This is a genomic window from Maribacter sp. MS6, from assembly GCF_056839185.1.
Genome location: NZ_CM166389.1, coordinates 2,094,345 through 2,110,949 on the forward strand (window position 1 = coordinate 2,094,345; position 16,605 = coordinate 2,110,949).

General features: G+C 40.5%; 10 protein-coding genes. All 10 read right to left on the reverse strand.

Going from position 1 to position 16,605, the window contains the following annotated elements:
• Nucleotides 1–211: 211 nt before the first annotated feature.
• The 10 genes from MS6x_RS09260 to MS6x_RS09305 all read right to left on the reverse strand — a co-directional run bounded on the left by MS6x_RS09260 (nt 212) and on the right by MS6x_RS09305 (nt 16,585).
• Entirely contained in the window at nt 212–2,986 is a 2,775-nt protein-coding gene (locus MS6x_RS09260; protein WP_482606997.1) for a hypothetical protein, read from the reverse strand.
• A gap of 77 nt (nt 2,987–3,063) precedes the next feature.
• Nucleotides 3,064–4,899 (reverse strand): Xaa-Pro dipeptidyl-peptidase, encoded by a 1,836-nt coding sequence (locus MS6x_RS09265; RefSeq protein WP_482606998.1) that lies wholly within the window; start codon nt 4,897–4,899, stop codon nt 3,064–3,066.
• Between the two features lie 122 nt (nt 4,900–5,021).
• Entirely contained in the window at nt 5,022–5,741 is a 720-nt protein-coding gene (locus MS6x_RS09270) for a 3'-5' exonuclease (RefSeq protein WP_482606999.1), read from the reverse strand.
• A gap of 359 nt (nt 5,742–6,100) precedes the next feature.
• Entirely contained in the window at nt 6,101–6,574 is a 474-nt protein-coding gene (locus tag MS6x_RS09275; RefSeq protein ID WP_482607000.1) for a methylated-DNA--[protein]-cysteine S-methyltransferase, read from the reverse strand.
• Between the two features lie 11 nt (nt 6,575–6,585).
• The gene (locus tag MS6x_RS09280; protein ID WP_482607001.1) at nt 6,586–7,716 is read right to left on the reverse strand and encodes a CNNM domain-containing protein; all 1,131 of its coding nucleotides are present in this window, start codon (nt 7,714–7,716) and stop codon (nt 6,586–6,588) included.
• Nucleotides 7,717–7,767: 51 nt separating this feature from the next.
• Nucleotides 7,768–9,084: a serine hydrolase domain-containing protein gene (locus tag MS6x_RS09285; RefSeq protein ID WP_482607002.1), complete on the reverse strand. Its 1,317-nt coding sequence runs from the start codon at nt 9,082–9,084 to the stop codon at nt 7,768–7,770.
• An 86-nt stretch (nt 9,085–9,170) separates the two neighbouring features.
• Entirely contained in the window at nt 9,171–9,722 is a 552-nt protein-coding gene (locus MS6x_RS09290; RefSeq protein WP_482607003.1) for a CopD family protein, read from the reverse strand.
• 118 nt (nt 9,723–9,840) lie between these two features.
• Nucleotides 9,841–12,966, reverse strand: coding sequence for a VPS10 domain-containing protein (locus MS6x_RS09295; protein WP_482607004.1), 3,126 nt, complete (start codon nt 12,964–12,966; stop codon nt 9,841–9,843).
• Between the two features lie 84 nt (nt 12,967–13,050).
• Nucleotides 13,051–13,227 (reverse strand): hypothetical protein, encoded by a 177-nt coding sequence (locus tag MS6x_RS09300; protein WP_482607005.1) that lies wholly within the window; start codon nt 13,225–13,227, stop codon nt 13,051–13,053.
• Between the two features lie 223 nt (nt 13,228–13,450).
• Nucleotides 13,451–16,585, reverse strand: coding sequence for a WD40/YVTN/BNR-like repeat-containing protein (locus tag MS6x_RS09305; RefSeq protein WP_482607006.1), 3,135 nt, complete (start codon nt 16,583–16,585; stop codon nt 13,451–13,453).
• Nucleotides 16,586–16,605: the final 20 nt, after the last annotated feature.

Consider the following 16,605-nt stretch of genomic DNA (forward strand, 5'->3'; position numbering starts at 1 on the left):
TAACATCATTAAAGGGTATTTAACTTTTTGCTTGCACTTACTCCGTTTTACAGAGGCAGTTCTAAGCAACTGTGTAGATTTCTAAATGAAAAATAAGGAATCTCAAAAAACGTGTCCCATGAATTTGAGACTTGTTGAAATACAATGGTTTCAACTCTGGTTTTACTTAAAATATACTGTTCTCGGAACAACCCTGTTCATGATTACTATTCTATTGATCAGTAATCTTATAAGAGAGATTTTGATAGCCAAGGCTGCCATCGGAAGCTATAGTTTCAACCAAAACACTATAATCACCAACAGCATCCCCATTATGAAAAGTAATAGTTGTAGGGTCAGAACCTATTGTAATACTAGGCTGCCAATAAATCAGAGTTCTCAAATCTGGTTTGTCTTGACCTTTTAGAATAGGTTTGTCATAATTTGGAGCATAAAATTCCTTTAAAGGAGAAAATACATCTAACATATAATTTAGGCTTCCGGACGGTTGCCTTTCGGTTGCCGACATACCTACACCACCTTTTGTGTAAATGGAAATGATATGGCCTAAATTTGGAGCTTCCAAAACATCGGTTTCTGGAAAAACGGTCAAATATTGGGACTTAAAACTTTTAGCATACTTTATCAATTCTAAGCTTTCTACAATACTTACATCCATGCCGGGCACGGTACTATACTCACCTCTGGTAATTAGTCTGCCGTTTACTGCAATTAAAGTAGGTTCACTTCCTGCATTAATATGCGCCATTGCAAACCCATCCGAAAACTGCTCTATGGTAATTTCATCGGAATAATTGGCCATAAGCACACTATACAAGCCAAAAGACCATTCTTTTTCTTTTTCCCGGATAGCATCCCCCGTAATAACAACATCAGGCTCACCGTACTGTTTATAAGCCGCTGCACGTTCAGGCGTTATGCGATAGCCATCTACAACCACCTCATCTAATTGGGTAACTCCATAAAGAGAGTCGAAAATTATATTTGCCTTGTCTCGCCATTTTTTTGCGGCGATTAATGCACGAGAAGCGTGGGTCGTTTTATTTTTTCCCGACAAGAAAGCAGGATTCATTTTTAGCACGTTAGTCCTATCCAAGGTTATTTTATACCGATTCTCTCCATCTTTCCGGTTTCGAGTGCTAAGGAGTAGTTTTATAGGTTCGCCATAAAGGTCATCCAGTAAAAACTCAAAACGTCCTATGGTATCTACCTCCTGCATATACACCTTAGCCTCTTGTCCAAATGTTCCCAAGGTTACATCCACATCGCTTACACTTGTTTTCTTTGGTGAAGTGGAACCTATACTGCCCTTAAGGGACAATCCTTTTTCGGGCAAAAAAAGTCTGTCACCATCCCGCTTTACGGGAAACTTATAATTACGCCAGCCTTGGGTCAACAAAAGAGCCTCCATATCCTCAAACCGATCAGGATTCTCGGGGTTAAAATAATAATCAATATCCTCTATTTCGCCACGCAGCTCAGAATCCAGTAAAAAATAAGACCTTATCGTACCATGTTTACCTTGGTTCCAATGCTGTTTATTGATAACCAAAACAGACATGTCATGAACTAGCGATGTGTTATCACGTTGCTTAATTTTGATGTCAAGTTGGACTTTTTCCCTTACTTGGTAACTGGGTTTATCCGTACTTAAAACAATAGCTGTTTTCTTATCCATAACTTCGTTATAAAATAAGCGTTCCGCAATAGGATTATCAAACTTATCAAATAGGGTAAAGACCAAAATTCCTTCCGGTAAATCATAAGATATCAAGTCTTTAAGTAAATATCCATTGTGCAAAGGGCCTTCAATCGAAAAATAATCTACTCCCCTACAACTTACTTTAACGGTAACATCTTGTAGTTCATTGGAAATCACTTTTAAACCTATTTTATCATTTCTTTGTTCTATGGAAAGAACACTTCCCCTAGCCACCGGTTTGGGTAAGTCATAGCCAAAAATAACATCTCCATGTTCTGGAATGAAAGCTTTTAATACATACTGCTCGGTGCTATCTGGAGTAAACACAACCGTTCCCATTCCTAGGCGATTGCTCAATATAGGAACAATGGTATTTCCGGACATATCTTGAATTTCACCTTGCACCATCACACCTTTACCATCCCTACCAACAGCCTTAAAACCTAATTTGTTCTCAATGCCGTGTACCAGTTTTCCGCTTTCTGGAAAAACCTGTACATCTGGCCTTGCAGTGGCCATAAGTAAGGTTCTCGAGCTTTGAAATCCGTCATTGTTCAAACTCAGTGTTATCCAATCAACGCCTTTAGGAATAATGTAATCCAAAGGATAGTGGTCTTTATCCCATTTTAAGCTGAGTGTATCCCTGCCATCCTTCCAAGCCAAGGTTACTATCAACTGTTCTGGGAAGCTCTCCGTTGAACTTGTTTCCAAAATAGGACTTTTTAGTATAAATTGACCTTGCTCTTGTTCCATTAATGAAACTTTATCTAAAAACAAATTAGAATTTTCGCTTTCTCCTGAATAAATATGAACAGAGGCATTAAATGTAAAATCCTCACCAAAATTCCGGTTCCATTGGGTGTAAGCTCGTATGAGATAAGTACCAGCTGCTAGCCTAGGATGTAGCTGTAGCTCAAAAGCGCTGTTGGCTAAACCTTCGCTTAGTTTGATCGTTTTGTGGGATACTATTTGTCCGGTGGAATTAATCAAATCAACATACAATACTCCACTTTTGTGGGAAGGAAGATGATTTTGTGCATCTAGTACGACTGCTTTAAACCAAATGGTTTCATCCGTTGCAAAATGACTTGAACCAAGTTGCAGGTATACCTTCTCAGGAGCTGCAGTACCAAGCTTTTTGTGCAATTCTTGCGCAGTTACCTTTGTAAGGCTTAGCATGAAAACGGAAACAAAAAAAAGCCATCCTAATTTGAGGTATTTTAACCTATATGATTGAGCTGCACTCGGCCAAAGAATAAACTGTATGTATTTTGTTTTAAACATAAATGATACTTACCCATCGAAGTTTTGCTCAGCATAAACATTCATTAGCACAACACACATATGTTTTTTATACAGTTTCAGTCCAGACCTTTCTCAAAAGCTTCCTTACCACCTACAACAGGAATCGTAAGGCTGGTTTTATCCAAATCTATAGTCAACTCCGTTCCCGGTTCTGGCCATAAGGTAAACTCCCTGTCACTGGAAAAAATGAGGAGACCTATCTGTTGCCCTTTTGGGATAATCTGGTCGTCTGGCATCAGCTCAAAAGAAACCGTATAGGACTTACCGGGTACTAGCGGTTTACTTTTTGATAGCGATCTATAGTTTTGTGGATCTGCCCATCCTCTGGTAATGATGTTATCTGTAATTTTCGCATTTTTACCATCATTCCAAGGAAGAGACACCAACCAAACGGAAAGATTCGCCGCGGGCTTATTGCTTGCTAGGGTAACACTCACTTTCGGAGTTCCCGAGATATGAAGGTCCTTGTCTAATTTAGGCGTAACGTACATTAACCTGTGTTCGGTAATTTCGGCCTTGGCCAATGTTTCACCGGAAAAAGAATAGTTATCAACTAAGGTTTCGCTGGTTTTAGTAACCGATTTGTTCAAAAGTAATTGCCCTTGTCCTGGCGCGCCAGCTCTCAAATAAAGGGTGATGTTTTCTGCATCTGGGTTTGGGTAATCCGCATACGAAGTAGGGTTTTCCTGTGTATCATCTTCCCGAACGATCCACGCTTTCGCATCGTTTTCTACGCCATTTGCTATACCATGTAAGTAGCGGGTAAACCAGCGGTTCATCAATTTCATAGGTGGAGGACCTCCATGTCCGTTTTGATGGTAATATATCTGACTGGGAATCCCTTTTTCCTTGGCTGCCTTGTAAATTCTATAGCTATGCTCAGGCATAACGTTCCAATCGTTAAAACCATGTGACATCAATAAAGCGGCCTTCATAGGTTCTATGTCGTTTAAATAATCCCTACCTGCCCAAAAATCGTTGTAATCTCCAGTAATCCTATCCATACCATTTTTCATTTCGGTATCCCGTACCCTTGCATTATTACTTGCGCGCTTGGATTCGGCCCCGCTATGGATAAAATCATAAAGTACGTCTATATCTTCCCCTAAATAACCGCCCGGAGAGCGCACCAAACCATTGGATCTGTAATAGTGATAGTAGGATGTATTTGGGGCAATGGGTATAATAGCCTCCAGACCTTCTACTCCGGTAGTCGCGGCCGCCAAGGGAAGTGTTCCGTTGTAGGATGTTCCCGTCATACCCACTTTTCCTGTAGACCAGAATGCCGTAACTTCCTCACCACCATTCGGCTCGGTATATCCTTTTGCACGACCGCAGAGCCAGTCTATCACCGCTTTTGGCGCAAGTGACTCATTGTCTCCACCAACGGTAGGTGCTCCTTGGGACAAGCCCGTTCCGGGCGAAGATGAATGCACTACGATATACCCTCTAGGCACCCATTTTTTAATATGCGAATTTGAAATTATTGGGCGATTACCTGTACGTGTCACGGCTGCATGTACACGAGGGTTTGTAGTAGCACCCAGTTCGTGCTTCACGTTCCAAAAAAGTCCATCTACGAAAGGTGCCACACCAGCAAAATAGGGACTCGTAACATAAATAATTGGAAGTTTTAATTTTTCAGTCTCTGTTTGTTCCGGTCGGGTCACGCTGACGTGCATACGATCTGGTTTCCCATCGGAGTCGCTATCAAAATCAGTCTCCACCCACAAATCGTGACGTAGCCATGTACTAGCGTCCTCAAAAGCAGGAACTAGCTGTGCTTCGCCATCTATAAAAATAGGTTGTGCATCTGAGGTACTTTGCGCAAACGCAAAAAAGTGAGAAACTAAAACTAAGGCAAACGACAGGTATTTACTGTTTATTTTCATAACGATAAGTTGTTGCTGGAAGTAGCGTATTAATAAAACAATATAAGGTAAAAAAAATTCAACCACCTTTGATATACTTAGATTGCTAAAATTACCCAGATTCCAGGTATTTCTATCAGTAGTTAGTTATCAATTCTTTTAATTTCCGCTTCGGTTAAAAGTGGCTCGTTTCGTAGTCTAAGAAACACTTGTGCCGTGGTAATTACATCCAGCTCGCAATACCGTGCTATTCTGTTTAAATCATTATCCTTGTAATATACATCACGTACCATACTACCATCTATGTCTTCTTTTGGAGAGGCAATACCCAGTACATTAGCTAATAACTTTAAAGAGGTATAATTTTTATAGTCTCCAAATTTCCAGAGATCCATCGTATCCAGATGGTTGACCTCCCAGGGCTTCTTACCAAACAAATCTAAGTGATAAGGTAAGGAAATACTATTTACAATCATTCGCCTTGCGATATAAGGAAAATCAAACTCCTTACCATTATGTGCACATAGCATGTGTTTTGCCAAACCAAAATGATTTTCTAAAAGTTCCTTAAAGTCTTGAAGCAGTACTGATTCTTCACCTTTAAAGGTCGTTACTCTAAATGATTTGGTTTCTCCATCCAGTTTAAAATAGCCGACGGATATACAAACAATTTTACCGAACTCTGCCCAGATCCCAGCACGGTCATAAAATTCCTCGGGCGTAAGTCCATCTTTACGGTGGTAGTTCGATTTTTGTGCCCAAAGTTCTTTTGTTTCTGCATCGATAGCACCAAAATCCTGATGTTGCGGAACCGTTTCTATGTCTAGGAAAAGAATATACTCTAAGTTGATTTTGTAAAGCATAGGCTAGAATTATAGCTTTTAAATTATAACAATAATTTGATATGGCAAGAATCCAACCAACCAAAACGAAGTGCAATCGCAGCAAACTTTAGTAATCTTTTGTACTAAGATTACTTATTATATGGAACGATTCAAGGAAATGCAAACTAAATAACAAGCCTGTTGCGCTATAAGAGGAGATATGCTTAAGCTTTTTGATAAAAACCACAGTACCGACCTATCGGTCTATTTTGTTCTATGACCCCAAAGTTATCTAATGGAAAAGCGATGCTAGCAGGTTAGAAACAATCGATGAACTACCGTCTTTAAGGCTTGATTCTTTATTACGGCAGTCGCACAGACTAGCCGGTCGGTAAAATCTAAAAAAGGGACTGTTGTTTTGCAGGGCTTTCGTGTTCTAAAAGCCATTTTTTCCGTGATAATCCTCCTGCATAGCCGGTAAGTGAACCATCACTTCCAATAACCCTGTGGCACGGTACTACAATCCAAAGTGGATTTTTACCGTTGGCCGCTGCGACAGCTCTAATCGCCTTTGCATCGCCTAAGGTTTTTGATAGTTGCAGATAGGAGACCGTTTTACCATAGGGGATTTCCAACAAGCCCTTCCAAACCCTTTGCTGAAAATCGGTTCCAGTAGGATTGAGAAGTAAATCAAAGTCGGTGCGTTTGCCTTCAAAATATTCGTTGAGTTGATAAACCGCATCTTCCAAAACCTCTGGAACAATCTGGGTGATGACTTCATCGGTGTTCAAGACCGAGATAGAAGATACTCCCAAAGCATCGCCGGTTACTTTAGCAACACCAAGTGGTGTTTTTATGAACGCTTCCTCCATACTACCTACAATTACTCTTCTTTCGGTGTCTCAACGGTATTGTCTATTATGCCCGCTTGTTTGGCGCGGTTCTCCCAATTCTTGCGTGCTAAGACTTGAAGATCGGCAATGTTATCGCTTTCATCCATAATTTCTAGCCCCAGTAAAGTCTCAATAATATCCTCCATAGTTACCAGTCCGGCAACCGATCCGTACTCGTCCACCACCAAAGCAATATGAACTCTTTCCGCTATGAAGGTATCAAACAGTTTGGGAATAGGTGTATTGCGGCGTGTAATCAATATATCTCTTCGTAATTCAGCTAAAGGTTTATTTCCATTCTTATTTATAATTTCCTCGTACACATTATCTTTTAACACAAACCCTGTGATATTATCTACCTTCCCATTAAAAATCGGAATTCTAGAAAAACGAAGTTTTGGATTCTCTTCAAAAAACTGTTGAATAGAAATTGCATCTGAGGCTATCTTTACAACCGCTCGTGGTGTCATCACATCTTTAGCAAGCACTTCATCGAACCGTAATAGATTTTTAATAATCGTAGACTCCGATTTTTCAAAAACCCCTTCTTCATGTGCCATATCTGTCATTACCGTAAAATCCTCTCGGCTTAACACGCTGCCGTGATGCCCTTTCCCGCCTACCAATTTGGTAAAGAGTTGTAAAATCCAAAGTAAGCCTGTATACTTTAAAGCCAGTACCAGAACCTTTAGTGCTTTGGCCGTAAAGTTGGCCAATTGTCTCCAATAGGTGGCTCCAATGGTTTTGGGGATAATTTCAGAGGCTACTAAAATTAAGATTGTCATGATTGTGGAGACGATACCCACCATAAGCTCCTCTGAAAATGGAATTCCGAACAATGAACTTTGGGAGGACCCATATAACTCTACGTAGGCCACCTTGGCCTGTACACCTACTAAAATTGCGCCAACGGTATGTGCAATGGTATTTACCGTAAGAATGGCGATTAACGGCTTGTCTACATCCTTTTTAAGTTCTTCCAAAGTAACTGCATAGGCTTTTCCCTCTCTTTTTTTGACATTGACAAAAGTTGGGGTTATGCTAAGAAGAACAGCTTCTAGAATAGAACACAAAAAAGAAAAAAAGATTGATATAATAGCGTAAAAAACAAGTAATCCCATTAGTTTATTTTGAAGTTTAAAGATACCAATAAAAACTTATGCCTTACTTATTTAAGGCCGTTCCAATGTATCGGACATTTTATTTTGCTCAAGTGCTTTATAAAACACTTGTTGAACGGCAGAACGTATATTCAAGGTATACAAATTTCTATTCTCCCTTGTTGGATAGACCCTGTTTGAAAAAAAAATATATACCAATTGGTTTTCCGGGTCTGCCCAAACAAAGGTTCCCGTAAATCCGCTATGTCCAAAGCTTTGGGGGCTCACTTCCGGTGCAGGGTAAGCATCTTCCAATCTTAGTTCTTGGTTGTTTAATAATGGTTTGTCAAATCCAAGGCCTCTTCTATTTTCATTTTCCGGAAATTGTACGCTTGTGAACTCCTTCAGTACTTCTTGAGAAACTAACTGTTTGCCCCCGAAACTTCCATTTTGCACATAAAATTGCATCATTTTAGCCAAATCCTGAGCCGACCCAAAGAGTCCGGCGTTTCCTGATACACCACCCAAAAGTGAGGCATTTTCATCGTGTACCCAAGCCTTAGTCAAGTCATGCCTGTACAGGGTATCCATTTCTGTTGGTACAATAGCATTTGAAAAGTTTTTGGACATGGGCAAAAACCCTAAGGTATTTGCACCTATTGGTTTGTAAAACCTGTCTTCTATATAGCGTTCAAAGGATTGACCGGTTAATTGTGTTATCAATTCTGGAAAAATAAGAAAGGTTAGTCCGGAATACACATATGTTTTGTCTTCGGATACCTTAGATCTATTTATCATCCGGTACATTTTTCTATTGAATCTGTTTTTTACGTAAATCCCTGGATACGCTTCCCTAGCAAAGCCCTTTCTTTTATTTGATTTGATAAATCGCTTTTTGAGTCGCCCGTCTTTCTTAAGAATCTTGGTCAAAAATACGATGTAGGGCTTTAATCCGGCCTGATGCGCCAGTATTTCCCGAAGGGTAAGGTTACGTTTATCTTTAATTCTCCTCCACGGTTTCCAGTAGTTGCTAAACGGCAGGTCTAAATCTAACTTGCCTTGATCCACTAATTTCATGAGCGCAGGTAGCGGACCTAAAATTTTAGTTACGGAAGCCAGGTCATATATATCGTTCAAGGCCACGGGCTGAAGACTATCGTATGTATGAAACCCATAAGACTGATGAAAGATTACTGCTCCTTGTTGTGCCACCAAAACCTGTGCTCCCGGAAAGGCATGGTTTTTTATACCATTTGTTATAATAGAATCAACCTTTTTGTTCACCAACAAACTATCAATCGGTTTTGGAGTCAAAGCATTGACATTCAAGTGCTGTGCAGTTATTGTAACATAAAATAAACCAATTAGTATAGTGAAAAAATGTCTCATAATTAACTAAGCTATAATTAGCGACTACATGTATTTCAATAACTAGTAGACAAGTAAGTCATCGTTATCTATGAGCAAAATACACATTAAGCCTTAGGGTTTTTTTTACGAATCCGTTTGTATAGTTTTATCCCTATCATCAATAAAACTCCCAAAACGATAATGCCCAAAACACCAAAAATCCAGTTGAAGGTACTTTTTAAAATGACCAAAAATACCACGGCAAAGAGAATTAGGGTTGCGCCTTCATTCCAAATTCGCATGTAATTGGAAGTGTATGCTATCTCATCATTTTGGAATTTTTTAAATATGACGTGGTTACGTAAATGATATGCAATCAATAACAGAACAAAAGCTAATTTTATATGCATCCATGATTGTTGTAGCCAGACTGGTTGCAAAATCAAAAGCCAAATAGCAAAGATGGTAGCCAAAACTGCAGAGGGCCATGTTATAATATACCAGAGCCGCTTGGTCATTAATTTTAATTGTTCTGAAAGGATTTCCTTATCCGGCGAGGGTTTTTGCCAAGCTTCAATATGATAAATAAACAACCGAGGTATATAAAAAAGCCCAGCGAACCACGTGATTACAAAAATGAGGTGCAGGGCTTTTATATAATTGTAATATTCTGTCATTAAAAAGTATCAAGTCTTTCCGCCATAGGAGGATTCAAAACAAAAATCAAATCTAAGGTCTTTTTGACAATCGGAAATATCTATTTTAAAAAAGCTAACTTCTTCCCTCTGCCAACTTTTAATACCGAATAGCACCAATTCCAGCATTCCACAACTTCGTGTTGAATTCTGGTATGGTGGTTTTCATAAAAGTGCTTGCTTTACTTTTTAGGCCATTCCATTGCGCATCCAATTCAATTTTACGTTCTTTAGACCCCTGATTTACCCTAGGAATTGTACTGTTGGTTGCATCGACCAAGAACAAATATTCAGCCGTAAATTTATTTGGAAAATTCTCTACATCATCATATGCTTGTGACTTTCGTTGAATCATATCGTTGTCCCAAGTATCCAATTGTTCCAATAGCTTTTCACCTTCTGCCTTAACAGTCGGGTCCTTTACCTCTGCCAGCACTTTTTTAAGTTGCGTTTGAACTTTAAACAGGGTATTTACCATGGTGTGCATTTCTGTAACACGACCTTCCATTTCAGTCATGAACGAATGATATTCCGCATACTGCTCTGGCGTAGTCCTGTACGTTGGCATCGCTACAATTTTGCCTTCACTTGACATAGTTTCCGCACCAGCTTTTAAACGGATGGTATACGTTCCTGGAGGTACCACATGGCCACCAAAGCGCGATTCTATGTAGGTACTTGGAATTCCTGGAAGAATCGGTGTTTGCATATTCCACACAAACCTATTTAAACCTTCTTTCTTCGGCAGTGTTGGAGCCGGTCTTGGCCCACCCCCATTATGAGGAATGTACTCTTTGTCTTTTTCAGAAGAAAAACTACGAACCAAATTCCCAGAGGCATCTAAAATATCCATGGTGATTTCGGTAGAATCCTTTAGCTTAGTAAGTTCATAATAAATGACCATCCCGTTTGCAGGGTTCACTCCCGAGAGCGTATTTGTTCCGTCAAATTTATCTGTATTTCCACTCATAGGACTACCCCAAGAACCATTCATGGCGTCATTGGGCTGGTATAATTTCATCCCTTTCTTCGTAGCATCATATTTTGCCAGCATGGAAACATCGTCCAATATCCAAAAGGCCCTACCTGAAGTTGCTATAATCAGGTTCCCATGATTTATCTTTATATCTGTAATTGGTGTTTTAGGAAGATTGAGCTGAAACGGTTTCCAACTTTTCCCACCGTTCCAAGAAAGGTATAATCCTTTTTCGGTACCTGCATACAGCAGGTCTTTCCGAATTGGGTCTTCCCGAACTACTCTGGTAAAAGCGCCGTCTGGTATTCCGGTATTGATGCTAGCCCATGTTTTGCCGTAGTCCGTACTTTTATAGATTGCTGGTGTATGGTCGTTAAATTTATATTTTGTCGTAGCTATATAAACCGTTGCGGTATCATGCGGTGAAACCTCAATAGCATTCACCAACGATTCCCCTAAATTCTTAGGCGTAATATTCTGCCAGGTCACTCCGTTGTCTTTTGTGATATGTACAAAACCATCGTCGCTACCTGTATAAAAAACTCCTGCTTCATGCGGAGATTCCAACACGTAAGCAAGTGTTCCATAGTTTTCTGCTCCTACAGCTTCGTTGGTATACGGACCACCACCGTTACCTTGTTTGGCATCGATATCACGCGTAAGGTCGGGGGACATTTCTTCCCAAGTAACACCCATATCACGGGTGCGTAATAAAAGTTGTGCCCCATGATAATAGGTGTCGGGTTCGTGTTGTGATTTCAAGGTAGGGGCATTCCAATTATAGAGATATTTCATATTGCGTGCTTCCCTTCCCAGATATTGAATAGGCGCCGCCATTACTTGGGTAGATGCTTTCGATTCCATATCCAGAACATCAATAGTACCCAAATAACTACCGCCCATCACGTATCTAGGATTATCAGGATCAAAGGCCAAAAAAGCACTTTCGCCACCAGCAGACGGACTAAAATCGGACATTGTAATGCCTCTACTTCCAACGGACATATTGGCAACCATGGCTGAAGAATAATCCTGTTGCCCCGCATAAATATTATATGGGAAAAGATTATCTGTATTGATACGGTAAAATTGTCCGGTAGGCATATTCACTTGTGAAGACCATGTTTCCCCAAAATCAAAAGTAACTCCTGCGCCACCATCATCTGCAAGGATCATATTTTTTGAATTGGAAGGATTAATCCATAAATCATGGGTGTCTCCATGTGGCGCATCAACAACTTCCCACGTCTTTCCGCCATCCAAAGAGCGTAGGGCTGGAGCACTCAGCACGTAAACAATATTTTCGTCCTTAGGATCTGTAAACACTTCTATATAATACCATGCCCGTTGCACAAGGCGATTGTCTCCACTGACCATATTCCAAGTCTTTCCGGCATCGTTAGACACGAAAAGTCCACCTTTATCTTGATTACTATCACTTTCAATTAACGCGTATACCTTATTTGAATTCGCCGGACTCACAGAAATCGCCATTTTTCCCTTTTCTTCGGGAAGACCTTCGGTCATCTCTGTCCAAGTCTCGCCAGCATCGGTAGATTTATACAACCCGCTTCCTTCGCCACCACTTACGACCATATTTGGTAGGCGTTGGTGTTCCCACATGGCTGCATACATAATTTCAGGATAATTAGCATCCATAGATAGTTCAGCGACACCTGTCAATTCATTTACAAAAAGGGTATTCTTCCAAGTTTTTCCACCATCCGTAGATTTATATACACCACGTTCCTTATTAGGACCATACAATTGTCCTTGAGCGGCAACATATACAATGTCAGGATTGGTCGGATGAATAATAACGCGAGAAATATGCTGTGTTTCTGTAAGCCCCATATGCTTCCAGGTTTGCCCCGCATCGGTAGATTTGTAGACTCCATCTCCATAGGAACTCATCACCCCTCTTGGCGCATGCTCGCCCATACCCACATAAACAATATTGGTATTTAAGGTAGAAACGGCCACAGCGCCCACCGAACCCATTTCAAAATAACCATCTGAAATATTATTCCATCGCTGCCCAGCATCTTTAGTTTTCCATAAGCCACCTCCGGTTGTTCCCATATAGTAGGTCATTGGATCTCCAACCACTCCGGATGCCGTTACCGAACGGCCCCCTCTAAAAGGACCTATATTTCTAAATTTCAAGGGTTTGAAATACTCTTCAGCCGATTGGGCGAAGGTGATGACTGTCGCGAACAACAGCATTACGATTAAAATTGGATTTTTCATTTTTTATTGGTTAATGTTAAATAATGTGTTTTTCACGCATTACTTATGTTTTTATAAACTTTGACTTTTAAGATGCGTGCTCAACTACTTTTTATTTACTGAATATTTACTATATAACCACAATGCAAGTCCCGCAAAAACACCTGCGAAAATTGCCCTACCCCATTCAATGTCTGCCTTGAAGAATAAATCGTAGATAATAAACCCAGAAGTCATTGCAAGCGCAAATGTGATAATTTTCTTAAAGTTCCAATCTTTCATTTCGTTGCCATATGGTCGGTTTGTTTTGCATTATTTTCAAATTAAATAGCCTTGGTACGTAAAACCAGTCATCTCGATTTGGAGCATTCCACCAAAAATACGATTGAAGTATTTTTCAATTAAAAGGAACAACACGGATTAGTCTTGCAATTTAAAATAACACCTCCCTCATTGTCTCCTTGAAAAGAGAGAGGTGTTATGAATCAGCATATACACTGCAGAACTACTCCACAAACAAATAGTTCAATTTCATATCGTTAAAAGCAGCATTGAACTCTTTCAACTCGTTATCGAGCATCGCATCAAATGCTGTTAACTGTGTTTCAATTTTACCGGTAAGTTCTTTTTGAACCGCTATATCTTGATCTGTAGGTGGAAAATCACCTATACCCACCAAACGATTCAAATGCGCCAATTTATTCGTCAACCGAATAGGAAAATTCAAAGGATCTTGACCACTTCTATTTTGCGTTTGGTATAAGGCTTTCTCAATTTTGCTGAACTCTTCTTTCATTGCATTGGCCTTTTCTACCAAATCTTTTGTTTGCTCCTTGCCTTTGTATTGCTTTGCAAAAGCCTCTAATTGTGCATTTACGCCTCTTATTTTTTTGATGGATCCGTGTGCCTTGTTAATTGTGGCATTGATACTTGAAATAAAATCATGCTGCTTCTGCATATCGGCTATGGACACCTCAGCCCTTGGGTCAGGGATAATGTTGAACTCCTGCGTTTGATTCTCCCCGTTTACATTTAGGTGTACCTTATACTTTCCAGGTACCGCTTTTGGTCCGTTGAAGCCCGCTGCCCAGAAAATCATACCGTCTAAGGTCTCAGCTTCTTCACCTCGAGTATCCCATACGTGTGTATTTCCTCCTTTTTCAACTTTTAATTTTTTATCCTTTTCTTTAGCTGTAGAACTAAAAGATGCCAAGGTATCTCCGGCCATAGTGGTGTAAGTAATCGCAACATCATCCTTCTCTTCCAAATTTTTTAAATAAAAATTAGTGATTACCCCGTTTGGATGGTTCATCCCTTCTGTTTTTGAAGGTTCAGTACGTGCACGGCCTTGTGTTCGATAGCTGTCTTTTGGCTGGTACAAAATAGATGTCATATTTTTCTTTGCTTCATCTAATTGATGAAGAACCGTAAGGTCATCTAGAATCCATAAGCTCCTTCCCTGGGTTGCTACGATTAAGTTGTTGTCTTTGATTGCCAAATCGGTAATTGGAACTATAGGAAGGTTCATTTGAAAAGGACTCCAATTGGCTCCATCATCGAATGAAATATACATTCCTGTTTCTGTTCCGGCATAGAGCAAGCCTTTTCTTTTCGGGTCCTCGCGCACTACCCTAGTAAAATGCTCATCGGGTATACCGTTCGTAATTTTTGACCACGTCTTTCCATAATCGGTGGTTTTATATAGGTAAGGCGCAAAATCCCCTAACTTATATTTTGTTGCCGCTACGTAACAGGTTCCTTCATCAAAAGCGGAAGGCTCAATACTGTTAATCATATTCCATTCTGGCATTCCGGCAGGGGTTACATTTTCCCAATTAGCACCCCCATCTTTGGATACGTGAATCAATCCATCATCACTTCCTACCCATAACAAGCCTTCTTTTAAAGGACTCTCGTTGGCTGCGAATATGGTACAGTAATACTCTACTCCTGTGTTATCCTGTGTTATCGGACCACCACTGGACACCAATTTAGTAGGATCATTTCGTGTTAAATCATCAGAAAGCAAATCCCAACTTTGCCCTTCGTTCGTACTCATGTGTACGTGCTGAGAAAAAGTATATAATTTCTTTGGGTCGTGCTTACTGAACATGATTGGGAAGTTCCATTGGAAACGGTATTTCATTCCTTCTGCACCATATCCCATCGGGTTATCCGGCCAAACGTTTACACCTCTAACAGTTCCTGTTTCGTGATTTACGCGGGTAAGGAATCCTCCGTAAGAACCTCCGTAAACAATATCATTGTTCAAAGGGTCTACGGCAATATGGGCCGATTCGCCTCCTGCGGTTTCCTCCCAATCGTCCTCACTAATACTACTTCCATCACTTCTGTGGTTTACTCGCAAGGTTGAATTGTCTTGTTGCGCTACATAAATACGATAAGGGTGCGAATTATCCGTAGTAACTCGATAATATTGAGCCGTAGGTTGGTTATGGTACGTACTCCATGTCTCGCCAGCGTCATAAGAAATCTGGGCACCTCCGTCATCGCCAATAATCATACGTTTTGAATCCTCTGGTGCAATCCATAAATCGTGGTGGTCACCATGTGGCGCATTGAAGGTATTAAACGTCTTTCCACCATCGGTAGATCGGTGGTAGCGCACGTTCATTACATATACCGTATTTTCATCTTCCGTATCTGCGTACAATCTCGTATAGTACCAAGCGCGTTGGCGTAATTTCCGCTCGCTGTTTACTTGTGTCCAATCTTTACCTCCATTCTCGGAACGGTAGAGTCCGCCTTTTTCTTTGTTCTCTACCAAAGCCCAAACACGTTCAGAATTTTTGGGGGATACCGTTACACCAATAATTCCCAAGGTATCGGTAGGAAAACCATCGTTCTTTGAAATTTCTGTCCATGACTCACCGCTATCCGTACTCTTCCATAGAGCGGAACCATCGCCACCACTACTCAAACTATAAGGGGTACGTTGAGCGCGCCACGAAGAAGCATATAAAATACGTGGATTATTTGGGTCTAACGTCAGGTCTACAAAACCAGATTGGTCGTTAACAAACAGTTTTTTATCCCATGTCTTTCCACCATCTGTACTTTTATAGATGCCACGGTCTTCGGTAGGTTTGTATATGTTGCCTAATACGGCAGCATATACTATATCCGCATTGTTAGGATGTATACGAATACGCGGCACATGGCGACTGTTCTTTAATCCTGCAGAAGTCCACGTTTTACCTCCGTTTTCCGTTTTCCAAATACCGTAGCCCGAGGAAACATTACCCCGAAGCGTTTTTTCGCCACCGCCTACATAGATGACATTCGGGTCGCTATTTGCAACCTCAACAGCTCCTATACTACCTCCAAAATAACCATCGGAAATATTTTCCCAAGTACGGCCACCATCCAATGTTTTCCAAACACCACCACCTGCGGCACCAAAATAAAACAGATTGGGTTCGCCGGGAACACCTGTTACAGCTGCAGATCTACCACCACGATGGGGGCCAATAGAACGGTACTCCATACTGGAATAGAGTTCTTCGGCAAATGCTGTTTTTACGGGAGTTACCTTTTTTCTTCTTTGCGAGTTTACTGTTAGAGGAACAAACAATAAGGCCAAGATAACTAAGCCCAGTTGGGTGTAGAATTTTTTCATTTTTTAAGTGGATTAATTAG